Source organism: Salinimicrobium catena, assembly GCF_900102915.1.
In the GTDB taxonomy this organism is placed as follows: Bacteria; Bacteroidota; Bacteroidia; order Flavobacteriales; family Flavobacteriaceae; genus Salinimicrobium; species Salinimicrobium catena.
The window spans coordinates 1-16,437 of the sequence record NZ_FNGG01000015.1 but is presented as its reverse complement, the minus strand read 5'-3'; the positions used below and the strand labels follow the sequence as shown (position 1 = coordinate 16,437).

Here is a 16,437-nt window from a genome sequence, read left to right as displayed (position 1 = left end):
CTACAGCAAAGAATTTTTAAGCATTACCAGAGGATTATTACGAAATAGTATGTGTGATAATGTGTATGAAAATCCACATGCAGAAAGGATCAATGGGACCATAAAAAATAGCTACTTGAAAGGCTATAATCCCATTGATTTTAATAGTCTAAATAGAAAATTAAGTAAGGCTGTCTATATGTATAACCATGAAAAACCTCATAGCTCTATAAATCATTTTACTCCGGTAGAATATGAAGTTAAAAAGAGAAAAGAATTAATAACTTTAAACTTCCATTAAATAGGATTAATAACAACTTCGAAAATGGTCAACCCTATTTAGGACTCCACAGTCGAGATGACCAAGAACAACGAACCATAAACTAAAAACCAGCGTCTACCGTTTAAAGACTACTGACTAAAAAACATTAACTTCGCTGCATGTCTTCAGCACGAAAACTTCTTTATCCTTTTTCGCTTTTGTACGGCGGAGTCATGCAGCTTCGGAATGAATTGTATGACCGGGGGATTTTCTCTTCCAAAGAATATGAGGTTCCGGTCATTGCGGTAGGGAATCTGAGTGTAGGCGGGACGGGAAAGTCGCCCATGGTGGAATATCTTATCTCTCTGCTGAAGGATAATTATCGTGTGGCCACTCTTAGCCGGGGATATAAACGCAGCAGCAGCGGATTCCTGTTGCTCAACGGAAATGAACCGGCTGCTGAAGCAGGGGATGAGCCCCTGCAGTTCAAAAGCAAGTTTCCCGAAATTATGGTTGCGGTAGATGAAAGTCGGCAACACGGCATTCAGGAACTGCTCATACAGGCTGCTCCGCCCGACGTGATCATTCTGGACGATGCTTTTCAGCACCGCAAGGTCACTGCCGGCCTTTATATTCTGCTAACGCCTTACGGCAACCTGTATAGCGATGACCTGGTTTTGCCTGCAGGGAATCTTAGGGAACCTAAATGGGGAGCAAAGCGGGCAGATCTGGTTGTTGTGACCAAATGCCCTGCGAAAATATCTTCCGAAGCAAAGCAAAAGATAAGAGCCCGCCTGAAGCTTCAGCCCGGGCAGGAGCTTTTCTTCAGCAGCATTTCCTATAGTGAAGAGATCTTCGGCAGGAAGGAGGTGCTTCCCCTGAAAGAACTTCAAAAAAGGCATTTTACGCTGGTAACCGGGATCGCTAATCCGCAGCCGCTTGTCGGGTACCTTAAACAGCATTCATTGAAGTTTGATCACAAAGCTTTTCCCGATCATCATAATTTCACCGCTTCAGAAATTAAGGAATTAAGATCGAAGGGCTTGTTGCTGACAACCGAAAAGGATTACATGAGGCTTAAAAATGACATTCCTGAAGAGGATCTTTTCTATCTGCCTATCACCACTCAAATAGTGGACGGCAAAAAAGTCTTTGAGAAGGCGATCCTGGATTTCGCGCAAAAAAAATGAGACCGTGGAAAGTCTCATTTTTATAGTGGCTAATTCAAACTATCTTTTCTTTCAATAATCTGAGATAACCTATTCATCAAACCGCATGCCATGTTTTAGACCGAGGCCTCCTGCTGGCTGAGGTATTTGTTGATCTTCTGGAAGAACTCCTCTGTTTTATAGGGTTTCGGGATGATGTCGGTAAACCCGTTGAGGTAAAATTCATCTAAATTTTCATCCAAAGTCACCGCTGTAAGAGCAATTATTGGGATCGTGGGATTAAACTTCCTTATTTCCCTTGTGGCTTCTATTCCGCTGATTCCCGGCATGTGGATATCCATCAGGATAAGGTCGAATTCCTTGTTTTGGGCCTTGTCCACAGCTATGGTTCCATTGTCGGCCACATCAATGATCACTTTGTGCTTTTCAAGGATCTTGCGAGTGATCATTTGATTGATCTTGTTGTCTTCAACCACCAGGATCTTTTTGTTGTGCATGATCTCGTTGCTCAACAGATCAGGGATCTCCTTATTCGTTTCCTTGGCATTTGCAGGCGCGGCTTCCAGGGCCTCGAAATTGAGGTCGAAATAGAACAGGGAGCCTTCGCCGAGTTCGCTTTCCAGGTGGATCTCGCTGCCCATAAGGCTTAGCAGGTTCTTAACAATCGAAAGCCCGAGACCGGTACCCCCGAATTTCCTGTTGATCTGCAGGGAGCCCTGGGTAAAATTCTCGAAAATGGCCTTTTGCTTCTCCTTGCTGATCCCTTCGCCGGTATCTTCGATCTCGAACCTAAGCAGGATCCGTGACTCTTTATGGGTAAGTTTCTTCACGCGCACCCAAATGTCACCGTTCTCGGTGAATTTGATCGAATTCCCTATAAGATTGATGAGGATCTGGGAGATCTTCAGCGGATCACCTTTCAATTTATGCGGAATGCCCTGGTCGAACTCCAGGTGCAGTTTGGTCTTTTTGTCTTCAGCTGAATTCTTAAGGGCGATAAGCACATCAGAGATCCTCTTTTCAAGATTGAAGGAACTCTCTAGTATCTCCACTTTTTTAGCCTCCAGCTTATTGAGGTCAAGAATATTGTTGATGAGGGATAACAGGTATTCCCCCGAAAACTTCAGCGAATTGAGATGTTCTTTCTGATTCTCTGTAGGGCTTTCTTCCAGGAGCAGGTGGGTGAGCCCCGTTACGGCATAGAGCGGCGTACGGAGTTCATGGGTGATGGTGGACAGAAACTGTGCCTTGGCCAAAGAAGCTTTTTCGGCGTTTTCCTTGGCGGTGATCAATTCTGAATTCTTCTTCTGGAGCAGGTCATTCGCCCTGGCCCTTAGATTATTGTTCTTATAAAGTGAAAGGGTGAGCAGGGAAAGGATGGTGATAAGCGCCACACTAAGAATAGTGGTCAGTTTATTTACCTTAAGGGTTCTTTCCTGTTCCTCATTACGCTTGCTGAGCTTGTTGAGCGTGTTTTTCAATGCATCTACCCCGTAACGGGCGTTGGCGTCGAGTGCGATGGCCTTCACACTAAGGTTGTAAAGGGAATCTTTCAGCGTGGCGCTTGCCTGAAGGTGCTCCAGAGACTCCCGGAATTTTCCTGTAGACTCCAGCAACTGACTGATAAGGCCGTGGGAGTAAAGCACCATGCTTTTAAAGTCTCTTTCTTCAGAAATGGCTAAGGCTTTTTCTGCATTATCGAGCGCGATGCCGTAATTTTCCAGCAGCTGGTGGGCCCGGCTTCTGAAGTAGTAGAGGCGTGCCTTTTCATAAGGGTTATCGGCATCTTTCAATTTTTCTTCAGCCTTGGCAAAATACGCCAGGGCTTTTTTCGGCTCCCGATGCACGTTCAGGTGCAGGATTCCGCGGTTAAGATCGATTAGGCCGAGACCTTCGGTATTGTTCTGTTTTTCATAAAGACCTTCAGCAAGATTGAGATACTCACTGGCACGCTCCGGATTCTTTTTTTGAATAAAGATCTTTCCGTAGCTCACATAACTGGGGGCCAGGCCTTCCTCATCCTGTATGCGCCGCTGAATGGAAATGGCTCGTTGCAGCTCGGTCGCTGCCTTGTCATACTCGTGCCGTACGTAATACAACTGCGACATGATGCTGCTGGAAAGGGCAGTGAGGCGTGGATGGTCTATGGAGCGGGAAAGTTCGAGTGCGGTATTGAGCTGCTGCAGGGCCATGTCAAAATCAACGCTGTTGATCGATTCCTCAGCATCACTTAGTAACTGTTCGATGGTGGCGGTTATCTCCTCTCTTTCCTGTAAGGTCTTTTCCTGATTTGCGTAGGAAAAAGAAAAAAGAAGCAGGGCCACTACGCATATTATGAATTTATTCATTGGGGACGTAGCTAACTGTGGCTAAATATAATTATTTATTGCTAACAAGGGAAATTAAATCAATAAGTCGGCTGGAATAGCCAATCTCATTGTCATACCACCCGATCACTTTTACCAGGTTTCCGCCCACTACCGAGGTCATTTGCGCGTCAAAAACGCAGGAGTGTGTATTCCCGTTAATATCAATAGAAACGATAGGATCTTCGGTGTATTCGAGATATCTGGAAAAATCTGTTTCCGCTGCCTTTTTAAAGGCCGAGTTGATCTCTTCTGCAGTTGTGTCTCTTTTTACATGCAGGGTCATATCGGTTAGGGAGCCGTTAGGTACGGGAACCCTGATGCCGCATCCGCCAATTACATCGCTAAGCTCGGGAAAGACCCTGGTAAGAGCCTTAGCCGCACCCGTTGTGGTGGGTACGATGGATTGGGCTGCTGCCCGTGCCCGGCGCAGGTCCTGGTGAGGCTGATCATGCAGGCTTTGATCTGTAGTGTAGGAGTGGACGGTGGTAATGTAGGCGTTGTTCACCCCGCACAGGTCATTGAGGATCTTAAGCAATGGCGCCGCGTTATTCGTGGTGCACGAAGCGTTCGATATAATGTCTTCACTCCCGTCCAGAATATTTTCATTTACCCCAAGAACCACCATTTTGATCGAGTCATCCTGAGGAGGAACCGAGAGGATCACCTTTTGCACGCAGCTGCCCAAGTGGGGTTCCAGCGATTGACGGGTTTTGAACTTTCCGGTGCTTTCTACCACCAGTTCTGTTTCAAATGGATCCCACCTGATGTTTTTCGGTTCCCGCTCATTGATCACCGGAAATCTTAGGCCGTCGACAATGATCGCCGAACCTTCTGCGGAAACATCCTTTTTCAGCACTCCGTGAATGCTGTCATATTTTAGCAAGTGTGCCAGGGTAGCGGCAGGGGCAAGGTCGTTTATGGCCACAACCTCGATCTGCGGATGGTCTAGCAGCAGCCTGAAAAGGTTTCTGCCAATACGACCGAAGCCGTTGATGCCTATACGTATCTTTTGCTTCATGCTGTGTGTAGGGGCTAGCTGAGGCATTAAGTAAGGTGTTTCCAGGCTTTATAAGAAGATCTTACCAGGGCGCCGCTTTCTACATGACGAAAACCGAGCTCAAGACCTATGGTCTCATATTTCTTGAACTGCTCCGGAGTGATGAATTCTTTCACCGGAAGGTGCTGCTTGCTTGGCTGCAGGTATTGACCTATGGTCACCACATCAAGCTTGGCTTCCTTTAGGTCCTTCAGGGTTTGAATGACTTCTTCTTCCTTTTCGCCCAATCCGAGCATGATCCCAGATTTGGTCCTGTTGATCCCTTGTTCTTTCAGATATTTGAGAACGGCGAGGCTTCGGTCGTATTTCGCCTGTATCCTCACTTCGCGGGTAAGCCGTCTTACTGTTTCCATGTTGTGGGAAACGATCTCTGGATTGGCTTCAATGATGCGGTTGATGTTCCTTTCTACTCCCTGGAAATCCGGGATAAGGGTCTCAAGAGTGGTTTCAGGACTCATTCTGCGGATAGCCTTAACGGTTTCGGCCCAGATGATGGATCCCATATCCTTGAGGTCGTCACGATCAACACTGGTGATCACCGCGTGCTTGATCTTCATAAGCTTGATGGAGCGAGCTACTTTTTCAGGCTCATCCCAGTCCACGGTTTCGGGTCTTCCTGTCTTCACTCCACAGAATCCGCAGGAACGTGTGCAAATATTCCCCAGGATCATAAAAGTCGCCGTACCTTCTCCCCAGCATTCTCCCATGTTAGGGCAGCTTCCGGAAGTACAGATGGTGTGAAGGTTATATTTGTCTACCACCCCGCGCAACTCGGTATACTTTTTACCGGTGGGGAGTTTTACCCGTAACCACTTGGGTTTAGGGGTTCTTTGGGTAGAGATTTCTTGTGTTTCCATATGGCCGCAAAGATACAATAAATCCCTGAATCGCATAACGGATAACTGGTACCTGTTGCCGGTTGTGCCGGTTGCAAGTTGCCTGTTGCCAGAAATTATTTCTCCAGGGTCATGCTCCAAAAGATAAGGTCAAACCGGTCAAGGGAGAAATGGGTTAAAATGTATTCGTGATTTCGCGGCGAAAAACCTTCCAATTCCAGGTATCAAAAATTTACTCACCAGAGATTTAGCGAAGGAAGCTAACATCTAACCTCCAGCTTCCAAAGTCCGACTTCCGAGACGGGTTAAAAATTATTAGGGAATTCGTGGCCCAAGAAATATAATAAACGCAGTTAAAGGAATGGCTGGTGTCCGGAAAAATATGATGATATGAGCTCTTAACCACTTCGACCGTCGCTCCCTTCGGTCGCTGGCTCAGTGTGACATTTCACTTTCAATCAAGGTTCTGAGCAATTTCTTGAAATGTTCGTGAATTCGTGGCGAAAAACTACCAATTCCAGATATCAGAAATTACCCGCCAAAGAATTAGCGAAGGAAGCTAACCTCTAACCTCCAGCTTCCAAAGTCCGACTTCAGAGAAGGGTCAAAAAATATTAGTGAATTCGTGGCTTAACTTCAAATTTCAGAGATATTAGAAACGCAGTTAAAGGCATGGCTTGTGCCCGGAAAATATGATGAATATGAACCCTTAACCACTTCGACCGTCGCTCTCTTCGGTCGCTGGCTCAGTGTGAAATTTCACTTCTCACAGGTATTAGGAATTTCTAAAACTATTCGTGAATTCGTGGCGAAAATTTTAAATTTCAGGTATTAGTAATCTACCCACCGAATCTTTAGTAAAGGAGGGTCAAATTCCAACTTCTAACTTCTGACTTCTAACTTCGAGTCTTCCGGTTTTCGATCACCTCTGCCAGGAGCTTTTTTGCCCGCAACAGTTTCACCTTCACATTGTTCATGGGTTCCTGCAGGGCGGCAGAGATCTCCTTATAGCTCATTTCCTGAAAATAACGCAGATTGATCACTTCCTGGTAATGGGGTTTCAATTTTTTGATATCCCGCAGCAGCTGCGCCAGGTTCTGCTCGGTGATGAGGGTGTCTTCAATGGTGGGGGTGTCATCGGCGATCTTGTGCACCTTGTCATCTTCCTCGTCTGTTGTGCGGGACCTGATGGAAGCTTTTTTCTTGCGGATGAGATCTACATGAATGTTCTTGGAAATAGTGAACAGCCAGGTTTTGAAAGTGTAAGTTGGGTCGTAGGTGTCGATCTTGTCAAATGCCCTGGAAAAGGTCTGTATGGTAATATCTTCGGCATCATATTCGTTCTGGGTGCGTTTTAGCTGAAAACCGTACACCTCGTTCCAAAAACGGTCCAGTAAATAATTAAAGGCTGCCTGTCTTCCTTTTTTTGCCTTTGCTATTTGTTGCTGAAGTGGATCCTGATCTATTTCCAATGGGTAGGTTTTGCAATTAGATTAGCAATAAATATACCCAATTGAACCCAGATTAAAAACAGTTCCAGGAACGGAAACAGCCAAAAAACATCGGTTTCTCCGAATTTTTTCCCAGAATTGTAGAATACCATTCCCTGCACGATGAACCTTACTGCCAGCAGTGCCAAAGCAAGCTGCCAGAAAGAACTGAACATAAGCACGAAGAATAATATCCAGAATAACAATTGTGTGGTATAGAACAACCCCAGCAGGAAGCGGTGTCTTTTCTTGTAATGTCCCGCAACTGATACATGCCTGCGTTTTTGTTCTATCCACGATCGCAGATCTTTCTTCGGAATACTGCGGGTGATGCCCTGTGGCGACAGACACAAAGCTGTATTTGCTGATGTCGCGGCTTGGTTCACGAAAAGGTCATCGTCTCCCGACCTAACATGCAGGTGGCTCGCGAAACCGTTTTGTTTATAGAATTCGTCTGAAGTGTAGGCGAGGTTTCGGCCAACACCCATATATGGCAATCCCCAGTTGGCGTACGAGAAATATTGAATAGCCGTAAAAAGGGTTTCAAATCTTATCAGCTTGTTCAACAGGGATCTGTTTTCAACGAAATAGCCGCCATAGCCTAATACGATGCTTTTTTGAGCGGTGAATTGGGAACTCATGTTGGTCAGCCACCGGTCAGATTCCGGGCGGCAGTCGGCATCGGTGAAAAGAAGATACGGATTTTTAGCTTTTTTGATCCCCAGGGTAAGGGCGTACTTTTTATTGGCCCAGAAGGCTTCGTTGTTCTTCACGTTCACCACCCTGACCCGCGCATCTTTTTGCTGAAATTCTTCGATCACCTCCAGGGTTTCATCACCCGAGGCGTCGTTGATCACCACCACTTCAAAATCGGGGTGGTCCTGGGAAAGGATCAGCGGCAGGAAATTCCGCAGGTTTTCGGCTTCATTCTTCGCGCAGATTATGACCGTAACCGGAAGCGAATCTTTTTCCGAAGTAACTTCGGGAGTAGAAAAAGCGAACCTAAAAAAGCCCAGGTAATAACACAGGTTGATTAGGCCTATCGCTGCGAAGGCAATGAATATGGGGAGCATCAAAGAAAAGGCTTATTTTACCGGTTGGGTTTGGTCACAATCTTTGGCTTCATCGGGCATTTTTCCGCAGAAACTACAGGCCTCTCCCTCCTTATTCAAAAAAGGGCTCTGGCTGGCACAGGTACCGCTGAATTTTCCATCTTTCTTTCCCCAGATCTTGATCGCGATGCCTGCTACTGCAAGGGCTAATAATACTACGGTTATCAATAAAAGTTTCATGCTGAAAATTTTATGCAAAAATAAGAATTAATGCACAGGATATGAAGGTTACGGTAAAAAATATTCCCCGCTTCCAAGCCTTTAACGAAGGTTTAAAATAAAGGATTGTTTTTTCATGCAGGTTTTTAATATATTGATAGTCAACCAACAAAAACAGAATGTTATGAAATGGAGAAATTTGATTTTCCTGGTCATGCTAAGCATGTTTACCCTCATGTCCTGTAAGGATAAAGAGCGGGAAGTAGAAGAGATCGAACCCGAAGAACAGGCAGAAGCTTTTGAGGAAGACCTGGAAGAAGTGCGGAGAGATGACGGCATTGTGGTGCAGGTGGAAAGCGATCCTGAGCTGAGTACTTTCGCGACCGGTCTTAACGCCTGGAACCTTGGGGAAGAAATGAACGATGAACAGGGGCCTTTTACCATTTTTGCTCCCGATAATAACGCGTACAGTACGTTGTACCGGGATCAGGGACAGGAGGTGCTGCAGGTCAATAATGACGCTATAGTGCAATATCACATTGTAAAAGGTGAAATGACTGCCGAGCAACTAAGGCAGGAAGTGCAGAATGCCAACGGCACCTATAAGCTCAAGACCCTGGCTGGTGAAGAGCTCACTGTTAGGCTCGAGGGAGACAAACTTGTTCTTGAAGGAGCGACCGGTGATAAAGCGAACATTACAAGTTCTTCAACATCGGAACAGGGAGTGATCCACATAATAGACAAGGTATTGCTGCCTTCAGATCTTGAAGTGGAGATCACTGCTGAAAAATAGAAGAAAATTTAAAGTAAAAAAGAGCTGCTCAAAATACGTTTTTTGAGCAGCTTTATTTTCTAGAAAATATTTACTTCGGGTTGTAGTAGGATTCCGAAGAGGTCAAAAACCCTTTCCTGAACCATTTTTGAAAGCCGAAGGATCTCTTCTCCCGAGGCATTGCCGTAATTGACCAGTACCAGCGCCTGTTTGCTGTGAACCCCGGCATCACCGGTGCGATACCCTTTTAGACCGGCATGGTCTATTAGCCAGCCCGCCGGAATTTTTACGTGATCTTCATCGATCTCGTAGAAGGGCATTTCTGGATATATTTCCTGAAGTTCGCGGTGTTTTTCTTTGGTGATCACCGGATTCTTAAAAAAGCTGCCGCTGTTGCCGATCTTCTTGGGATCTGGGAGTTTTGATCGCCTTATACTGATCACGGCATCGGAAACATCTTTAATGCCCGGCTCGGTGATCTCTTTTTCCTCTAAAAATGAATCTATGGACCCGTAAGCTGTGTTAAGACGGTGATCCTTCCGCGTGAGCCTGAAGGTTACCGAGGTGATGATATATTTCCCCTTTACCGCATTTTTGAAAATGGAATCTCTATACCCGAATTCACAGTCGGCCAGGTTGAAGGTCTTTATTTCAAGGGTCTGCACGTCTAATGCGGTGCATTTCTCAAAAGTGTCCTTTATTTCCACACCGTACGCCCCAATGTTCTGAATGGGTGCCGTGCCAACATTTCCCGGGATGAGGGAAAGGTTTTCAAGGCCTCCAAAACCGTTGTCTATGCAGAAAAGCACGAATTGGTGCCAGTTCTCACCGGCCATGGCCTCTACCAGTACCTCTTCATCGGTCTTCTCGATGATTTTTATCCCTTTCAGGTTGATGTGTACCACGGTCTTCTCCACGTCTTTTGTGAGCAGCATGTTGCTGCCGCCGCCAAGGATGAAAAGTTCCGAAGCATAGGAATTCTTCAGAAGAACTCTAAGTTCCTCAACGCTTTCCACCGAAACGAACTTCCGGGCCTTCACATCGATCCCGAAGGTGTTGTAGTTCTTAAGAGATTTGTTCGTGGAGGTCTTCATTAGCCTTTATATTCCTTTAGCGCGGCTTTTAGGATTTCAAGGGCCTTTTCAAGATTTTCTTTTTTCAGAACATAAGCGATGCGCACCTGGTTCAATCCGGTATTTGGAGTGGAATAGAACCCTGCTGCCGGCGCTACCATAACGGTCTCATTGTTCAGTTCGAAGCTTTCCAGCAACCATTTCGCGAAATCTTCGGCATCTTTTACCGGCAGTTCTGCGATGCAGTAAAAAGCGCCTTTGGGTTTGGCCACTTTTACCCCCGGGATCTGCTCAAGACCTTCAACCAACAGGTTTCTTCTAGATGTATACTCTTGGATCACTTCTTCAAAATAATCCTGCGGAGTGTCCAAAGCGGCTTCACTGGCTATCTGGGCAAAGGTTGGAGGACTAAGCCTTGCCTGCGCGAACTTCATTGCGGTGCTCATCACCTCCTTGTTCTTGGAAGCCATACAGCCTATCCTCGCGCCGCACATGGAATAACGCTTGGAAACAGAGTCGATCATAATAGCATTTTGTTCGATTCCCGGTACGCTCATGATAGAGTAATGTTTTGCTCCGTCATAGGCGAATTCGCGGTAAACTTCATCGGCCACGATGAACAGGTCGTGTTTTTTCACTATTTCGGCTAACTGGTCTATCTCTTCTTTGGTGTAGAGGTATCCGGTTGGGTTTCCGGGGTTGCAGATGAGAATAGCTTTGGTCTTCTCTGTGATAAGTTTTTCAAATTCTGAAATTGGAGGAAGGGCGAAACCTTCTTCTATTTTGGATTTTACCGGCACCACTTTCACTCCCGAAGAGGTGGCGAAGCCATTGTAGTTCGCGTAAAATGGCTCAGGAATGATCACTTCGTCACCTGCATCGCAAATGCTTCCCATGGTGAAAAGTAAGGCTTCAGAACCTCCTGTGGTGATGATGAGCTCGTCTGGAGCTACATCTATGTTGTGGTTGCGGTAATATTGGGAAAGTTTGTTCCTGTAGCTTTCAAAACCTGCCGAGTGGCTGTAGGAAAGCACTTCAATAGCGTTGTCCTTAACGGCGGCAAGCGCTTTCGCCGGAGTCTTGATATCGGGCTGCCCAATGTTGAGCTGATATATATTGCGGCCTTTTTTAATGGCTGCTTCGGCGTAGGGAACTAATTTTCTTATCGGTGATTCGGGCATTGCCTGCCCTTTGTTTGAAATACTTGGCATGATGCTGATTTTTGGCTTACAAAGTTGCGAAAATATTACATTACACATGCTTATTTTTCGTAATTTTTATCTGTGGTCAATCTGCTGTTATGCTGAAAAATAGCCTCCTTATCCTGTTCTTTTTAAGCAGTGTCATTTCGGGATATTGCCAGGAGGGCTTTTTGATCGATAAGAACAGGAGATCGACTAAAGTGAAATTTGAGCTTGTGAACAATTTGATCATCCTGCCGGTGGAACTGAATGGCGTTGAACTTTCCTTCTTGCTCGACACCGGAGTCAATACTTCTGTGCTTCTAAATATTGAGGAGGGGGATTCCCTGGAACTGAAAAATGCTGAAAAGATCAATCTTCGCGGTCTGGGAGGGGAGGAGTTGATCGAAGCCTATCGTTCTGTGGATAATGAGTTAAGATTAGGTAAAGTGAGCTGTAAGGACCTCACCTTATTTCTGATCTATGATGCCGATGTGAATTTCTCGCCGCGGCTGGGCATTCCGGTGCATGGGATCATTGGCTATGACTTTTTCAAGGATTTCGTGGTGGAGATCAATTATTCCCGAAAATTCCTGAGGCTGCATGATCCCGATCGCTTCAGTAAAAAATTGTCCCGGTACAATGAAATGACCATACGCTTCTTTCAGAATAAACCCTACATAAGGGCCAATGTGGAAATAGAAGGAAAGGTGGTGCCTGTAACTCTGCTGATAGATAACGGCCTGGGCGATGCTGTGTGGCTCTTCAACGAGAATGCAGATATAAAGGTTCCTGAAAATTCGTTTGATGATTTTCTGGGTCTTGGGCTGCTGGGTGACGTCACCGGGAAACGCAGCAGAATAGGTTACCTGGAACTGGGTGACCACAGGCTCCGGGATGTCACCGCCGCCTTTCCTGACAGCGTCTCTGTGCAGGGGTTGAAGCTTTTTGCCGAAAGGAACGGCAGCATAGGAGGGGAGGTGCTCAAAAGATTTAATGTGATCTTTGACTATGACCATCAAAAGATCTACCTGCGAAAAAACAGGTTTTTCAATGATCCTTTTAATTACGACATGAGCGGCATCACCCTCGAACATAGCGGTTTTATGATCGTGGAATCTTATGTGAATGTTTCCAGGCCGGAAAGCGCACGGGACGACAATGAAATTATATTCGAGACCGGTCTCCAGACCCGTAAAAAATTCGAATTAAAACCTGCTTTTAAAATAGTAAGTGTCCGCAAGGATTCTCCGGCTTATGAAGCGGGTTTGCAGGCAGGAGATGAACTGGTGAAGATCAACGGGCGTGACGTTTTTAGATATGACCTGGAAGATATCGTTTCACTTTTTGCTTCTGAAGAAGGCAAATTGATCAGGCTGGAAGTTAACAGGGGAATCTCTAACCTGAAATTCGAATTCCGGCTTAAAAAGGTATTGTAAAAAAAGATCCCCTCAAAAATGAGGGGATCCGGTATCTTTGTTTCTTGGTCCTTAGCTCTTCGGTTCAAGGACCTTTCCTTTAATGGTGAGCTTGGTTGTTGCTGATTCGGCGTTGGAGTAGACCATTATGGATTTCCGGATAGGGCCTACCCGATTGGTGTCATATTTCACCGTGATCTGCCCGGTCTCTCCGGGTGCTATCGGTGCCTCAGGTTTCTCGGGGATCGTACATCCGCAGCTTGAGGTGACATCGGTGATCACTAAAGGAGCTTTTCCTGTATTGGTGAACTCAAAAACGCGAATCCCATCACTTCCTTTTTCTATTTCGCCATAGTCAATTACGTCTGACTTGAATTCAATTTTAGCCGCATCCTGTGCTTGTACAGCAAAGCCGGCAAAAATGAAAACAGCGATCGCTACTAATTTTTTCATAGTTTTTGGTTTTAACAGAATTGTAAATATAAGATATCTACGTCATAAAAGGTAAAAAAAATGTTTTCCATTTCATTACCTTTTATAATCCTGAAGTTATAATTACTTTTGCCTGATATTCCAAAAACCGCACCAAAGTATGTCTGTAGCATCAAAATACATAGCCCACGAAGTGGAGGAGAAATGGTATAAATACTGGATGGAAAACAATTATTTCCATTCCGAAGTTGATGAAAGGGAACCTTACACCATCGTCATTCCTCCGCCAAACGTGACAGGCGTACTTCATATGGGGCACATGCTGAACAACACCATCCAGGATGTTTTGATACGCAGGGCTCGCCTTAAAGGCTACAACGCCTGTTGGGTGCCGGGTACAGATCATGCTTCTATCGCTACAGAAGCCAAGGTGGTGGCCAAATTGAAGGCAGAAGGCATAGACAAAAATGACCTTTCAAGGGAGGAGTTCCTGGAGCACGCCTGGGAATGGACCCACAAACACGGCGGTATAATTTTGGAGCAGCTTAAAAAACTGGGAGCTTCCTGTGACTGGGAGCGTACCAAATTCACCATGGATGAGGACATGTCAGCTTCGGTGACCAGGGTCTTCGTTGATCTCTATAATAAAGGTCATATCTACAGGGGTTACCGCATGGTGAACTGGGATCCGCAGGCAAAGACCACGCTTTCTGATGAGGAAGTGGTGTACCAGGAACGCCAGGGACATCTGTACTACCTGGAATATAATATCGAAGGCAGCGATGAGATACTTACCATAGCCACCACCCGTCCTGAAACCATACTCGGGGATACAGGAATTTGTATCAATCCTAACGATGAGCGTTTTTCCCATTTGAAAGGGAAAAAAGCCATTGTGCCATTGTGTGACCGCGTGGTGCCAATCATTGAAGATGAGTACGTGGACATGGAATTTGGAACTGGATGTCTTAAAGTGACCCCGGCCCATGATGAGAATGATAAGGTGTTGGGTGATAAGCACAATCTGGAAGTGATCGACATTTTTAATGATGATGCTACTCTTAATTCCTTCGGAATGAATTATGAGGGCATGGATCGCTTCGAGGCCAGGAAGGCCATAGTAAAAGAACTTAAAGAGAAGGGGATCCTCGTAAAGACCGAAGATCACCTGAATAAAGTAGGAACCAGTGAGCGAACCGGGGCGGTAATTGAGCCAAAGCTGAGTGATCAGTGGTTCCTTAAGATGAAAGAACTTGCCCAACCTGCCCTTGATGCTGTACTGCAGAAGGAAGTGAACCTGGTGCCTGAAAAATTCATCAACACCTACCGTCACTGGATGGAAAATGTTCGGGACTGGAACATTAGCCGCCAGCTTATCTGGGGACACCAGATCCCCGCTTTCTATTTTGGCGATGGAAAAGAGGATTTTGTTGTTGCCGAAACCAAAGAAGAGGCCCTTCAAAAAGCTAAAGAAAAGACCGGTAATGCAGATCTTACCGCTGAATCACTTACTCAGGACAAGGACGCCCTTGATACCTGGTTCTCCTCCTGGTTGTGGCCGATAAGTGTCTTTAACGGTATTCTGGAGCCCGATAATAAGGAGATCAATTACTATTATCCTACCAATGACCTGGTGACAGCGCCCGAGATCCTTTTCTTCTGGGTGGCAAGAATGATCATTGCCGGCTATGAGTACAGGGGCAAAAAACCTTTCAATAATGTTTATTTGACCGGAATTGTTCGGGATAAACAGCGCAGGAAGATGTCCAAATCCCTTGGAAATTCACCCGATCCTCTTGAGCTTATTCAGAATTACGGTGCCGACGGGGTGAGGGTAGGAATGCTGTTGAGTTCTCCTGCCGGGAACGACCTCATGTTCGAAGAAGATCTCTGTAAGCAGGGAAGTTCTTTTGTGAACAAGATCTGGAACTCTTTTAAACTGGTTAAATCCTGGGAAGTTTCTTCGGAAAAAGAGCAACCTGAATCTTCCAGGATAGCACTGGAATGGTACAAAGCGAGATTTCAAAAAACGCTGAGGGAGATCGAGGATCACTATAAGAAGTACCGCATGAGCGATGCTCTAATGGCTACATACAAATTGGTTTGGGATGATTACTGTTCCTGGTTGCTGGAAATGGTGAAGCCTCCGTTTGGGGAAGCCATGGATGAGAAAACCTACAATGAAGTGATCGCGATCCTTGAAGATAACCTGAAGATCCTGCATCCTTTTGTGCCTTTTGTTTCTGAAGAGATCTGGCAGGCGATAAAAGAACGTTCTGAAGAAGAGGCTTTGATCGTTTCTTCCTGGCCAAAAATGACCGATTTTGATGAAAAAGTTATTTCAGAATTTGCCGTGGCTGCTGAAGTGATTTCCGGGATCAGGAGCATTAGAAAAGAAAAGAATATCGCCCATAAAGAGCAGCTTCAATTACAGGTGCTCAATAACGAGAACCTTCCGCAGACCTTTGATCCGGTCATCCGAAAAATGGGAAATATTTCCGATCTTGAATATGTGGAACAGCAGGTGAAGGGCGCATTGTCCTTCAGGGTGAGATCAAATGATTACTTCATTCCTATGGCCGGGGCTGTAGATTTGGATGCTGAAAAGGCCAAACTTGAGGAGGAACTTAATTATACCCGCGGTTTCCTGAAATCTGTCGAAAAGAAGCTTTCCAATGAGCGTTTCGTGAACAATGCTCCTGCAAAAGTGGTAGAGATCGAACAGCAGAAGAAACAGGATGCCGAGGCTAAGATCGAAGCGATCGAGGCTAGTTTGAAGGCGCTGGAGGTTTAAGGTTCAAAGTTTAAAGTTCAAAGTGGAATAATGTGGAGTCCTAAATAGGGTTGACCATTTTCGAAGTTGATTATGAATCCTATTTAATGGAAGTTTAAAGTTATTAATTCTTTTTTCTTTTTACCTTCATATTCTACCGGAGTAAAATGATTTATAGAGCTATGAGGTTTTTCATGGTTATACATATAGACAGCCTTACTTAATTTTCTATTTAGACTATTAAAATCAATGGGATTATAGCCTTTCAGGTAGCTATTTTTTATGGTCCCATTGATCCTTTCTGCATGTGGATTTTCATACACATTATCACACATACTATTTCGTAATAATCCTC

At 45.4% G+C, this 16,437-nt stretch carries 15 protein-coding genes; 5 read left to right on the top strand and 10 right to left on the bottom strand.

Annotated features, from left to right (window positions below):
• A partial coding sequence (locus BLS64_RS14515; protein WP_143019344.1) for an integrase core domain-containing protein occupies window positions 1-280 on the top strand: 280 nt, incomplete at its 5' end.
• 140 nt (window positions 281-420) lie between these two features.
• Window positions 421-1,431, top strand: coding sequence for a tetraacyldisaccharide 4'-kinase (lpxK, locus tag BLS64_RS14510; protein WP_093114460.1), 1,011 nt, complete (start codon window positions 421-423; stop codon window positions 1,429-1,431).
• A gap of 95 nt (window positions 1,432-1,526) precedes the next feature.
• Here the strand turns inward: lpxK and BLS64_RS14505 are convergent, their stop codons facing one another.
• From BLS64_RS14505 to BLS64_RS14480, 6 genes are all read right to left on the bottom strand, one after another.
• Complete coding sequence (locus BLS64_RS14505) at window positions 1,527-3,758, bottom strand: response regulator (RefSeq protein ID WP_093114459.1); 2,232 nt, start codon at window positions 3,756-3,758, stop codon at window positions 1,527-1,529.
• A 31-nt stretch (window positions 3,759-3,789) separates the two neighbouring features.
• On the bottom strand, window positions 3,790-4,797 hold the full coding sequence (gene gap, locus BLS64_RS14500; RefSeq protein WP_093114462.1) for a type I glyceraldehyde-3-phosphate dehydrogenase: 1,008 nt from the start codon (window positions 4,795-4,797) through the stop codon (window positions 3,790-3,792).
• Window positions 4,798-4,823: 26 nt separating this feature from the next.
• Complete coding sequence (lipA, locus tag BLS64_RS14495) at window positions 4,824-5,693, bottom strand: lipoyl synthase (protein WP_093114458.1); 870 nt, start codon at window positions 5,691-5,693, stop codon at window positions 4,824-4,826.
• Window positions 5,694-6,568: 875 nt separating this feature from the next.
• A complete protein-coding gene (locus BLS64_RS14490) occupies window positions 6,569-7,144 on the bottom strand; it encodes an RNA polymerase sigma factor (protein ID WP_093114457.1) in 576 nt (191 codons plus the stop codon).
• A complete protein-coding gene (locus BLS64_RS14485) occupies window positions 7,135-8,235 on the bottom strand; it encodes a glycosyltransferase (protein WP_176763487.1) in 1,101 nt (366 codons plus the stop codon). Before BLS64_RS14485 ends, BLS64_RS14490 begins: the two co-directional genes overlap by 10 nt.
• Window positions 8,236-8,247: 12 nt before the next feature.
• Complete coding sequence (locus BLS64_RS14480; RefSeq protein ID WP_093114455.1) at window positions 8,248-8,454, bottom strand: membrane or secreted protein; 207 nt, start codon at window positions 8,452-8,454, stop codon at window positions 8,248-8,250.
• A gap of 163 nt (window positions 8,455-8,617) precedes the next feature.
• On the opposite strand from BLS64_RS14480, the gene BLS64_RS14475 reads away from it, so the two are divergent.
• The gene (locus tag BLS64_RS14475; RefSeq protein WP_176763486.1) at window positions 8,618-9,226 is read left to right on the top strand and encodes a fasciclin domain-containing protein; all 609 of its coding nucleotides are present in this window, start codon (window positions 8,618-8,620) and stop codon (window positions 9,224-9,226) included.
• Window positions 9,227-9,285: 59 nt separating this feature from the next.
• Here the strand turns inward: BLS64_RS14475 and murB are convergent, their stop codons facing one another.
• A complete protein-coding gene (murB, locus tag BLS64_RS14470) occupies window positions 9,286-10,299 on the bottom strand; it encodes a UDP-N-acetylmuramate dehydrogenase (protein WP_093114453.1) in 1,014 nt (337 codons plus the stop codon).
• A complete protein-coding gene (locus BLS64_RS14465; protein WP_093114452.1) occupies window positions 10,299-11,489 on the bottom strand; it encodes a pyridoxal phosphate-dependent aminotransferase in 1,191 nt (396 codons plus the stop codon). Before BLS64_RS14465 ends, murB begins: the two co-directional genes overlap by 1 nt.
• Window positions 11,490-11,578: 89 nt before the next feature.
• On the opposite strand from BLS64_RS14465, the gene BLS64_RS14460 reads away from it, so the two are divergent.
• Window positions 11,579-12,898 carry an aspartyl protease family protein gene (locus tag BLS64_RS14460; protein ID WP_093114451.1) on the top strand — a complete coding sequence of 440 codons (1,320 nt, stop codon included), beginning with the start codon at window positions 11,579-11,581 and terminating at the stop codon, window positions 12,896-12,898.
• A 51-nt stretch (window positions 12,899-12,949) separates the two neighbouring features.
• Here the strand turns inward: BLS64_RS14460 and BLS64_RS14455 are convergent, their stop codons facing one another.
• On the bottom strand, window positions 12,950-13,330 hold the full coding sequence (locus tag BLS64_RS14455; protein WP_093114450.1) for a DUF1573 domain-containing protein: 381 nt from the start codon (window positions 13,328-13,330) through the stop codon (window positions 12,950-12,952).
• A gap of 139 nt (window positions 13,331-13,469) precedes the next feature.
• Between BLS64_RS14455 and BLS64_RS14450 the strand changes: the two genes are divergently transcribed.
• A complete protein-coding gene (locus BLS64_RS14450; protein WP_093114449.1) occupies window positions 13,470-16,103 on the top strand; it encodes a valine--tRNA ligase in 2,634 nt (877 codons plus the stop codon).
• Between the two features lie 83 nt (window positions 16,104-16,186).
• Here the strand turns inward: BLS64_RS14450 and BLS64_RS14445 are convergent.
• Window positions 16,187-16,437 (bottom strand): integrase core domain-containing protein (locus tag BLS64_RS14445; protein ID WP_143019343.1); only part of this gene is annotated, 251 nt, incomplete at its 5' end.

Excerpts from the sequence above, each read along its gene's own strand:
- lipA (WP_093114458.1), bottom strand. The coding sequence starts at position 5,693 with ATGGAAACACAAGAAATCTCTACCCAAAGAACCCCTAAACCCAAGTGG.
- BLS64_RS14455 (WP_093114450.1), bottom strand. The coding sequence starts at position 13,330 with ATGAAAAAATTAGTAGCGATCGCTGTTTTCATTTTTGCCGGCTTTGCT.
- gap (WP_093114462.1), bottom strand. The coding sequence starts at position 4,797 with ATGAAGCAAAAGATACGTATAGGCATCAACGGCTTCGGTCGTATTGGC.
- BLS64_RS14485 (WP_176763487.1), bottom strand. The coding sequence starts at position 8,235 with ATGCTCCCCATATTCATTGCCTTCGCAGCGATAGGCCTAATCAACCTG.
- BLS64_RS14450 (WP_093114449.1), top strand. The coding sequence starts at position 13,470 with ATGTCTGTAGCATCAAAATACATAGCCCACGAAGTGGAGGAGAAATGG.
- BLS64_RS14480 (WP_093114455.1), bottom strand. The coding sequence starts at position 8,454 with ATGAAACTTTTATTGATAACCGTAGTATTATTAGCCCTTGCAGTAGCA.
- BLS64_RS14505 (WP_093114459.1), bottom strand. The coding sequence starts at position 3,758 with ATGAATAAATTCATAATATGCGTAGTGGCCCTGCTTCTTTTTTCTTTT.
- lpxK (WP_093114460.1), top strand. The coding sequence starts at position 421 with ATGTCTTCAGCACGAAAACTTCTTTATCCTTTTTCGCTTTTGTACGGC.
- BLS64_RS14465 (WP_093114452.1), bottom strand. The coding sequence starts at position 11,489 with ATGCCAAGTATTTCAAACAAAGGGCAGGCAATGCCCGAATCACCGATA.
- BLS64_RS14460 (WP_093114451.1), top strand. The coding sequence starts at position 11,579 with ATGCTGAAAAATAGCCTCCTTATCCTGTTCTTTTTAAGCAGTGTCATT.
- murB (WP_093114453.1), bottom strand. The coding sequence starts at position 10,299 with ATGAAGACCTCCACGAACAAATCTCTTAAGAACTACAACACCTTCGGG.
- BLS64_RS14475 (WP_176763486.1), top strand. The coding sequence starts at position 8,618 with ATGAAATGGAGAAATTTGATTTTCCTGGTCATGCTAAGCATGTTTACC.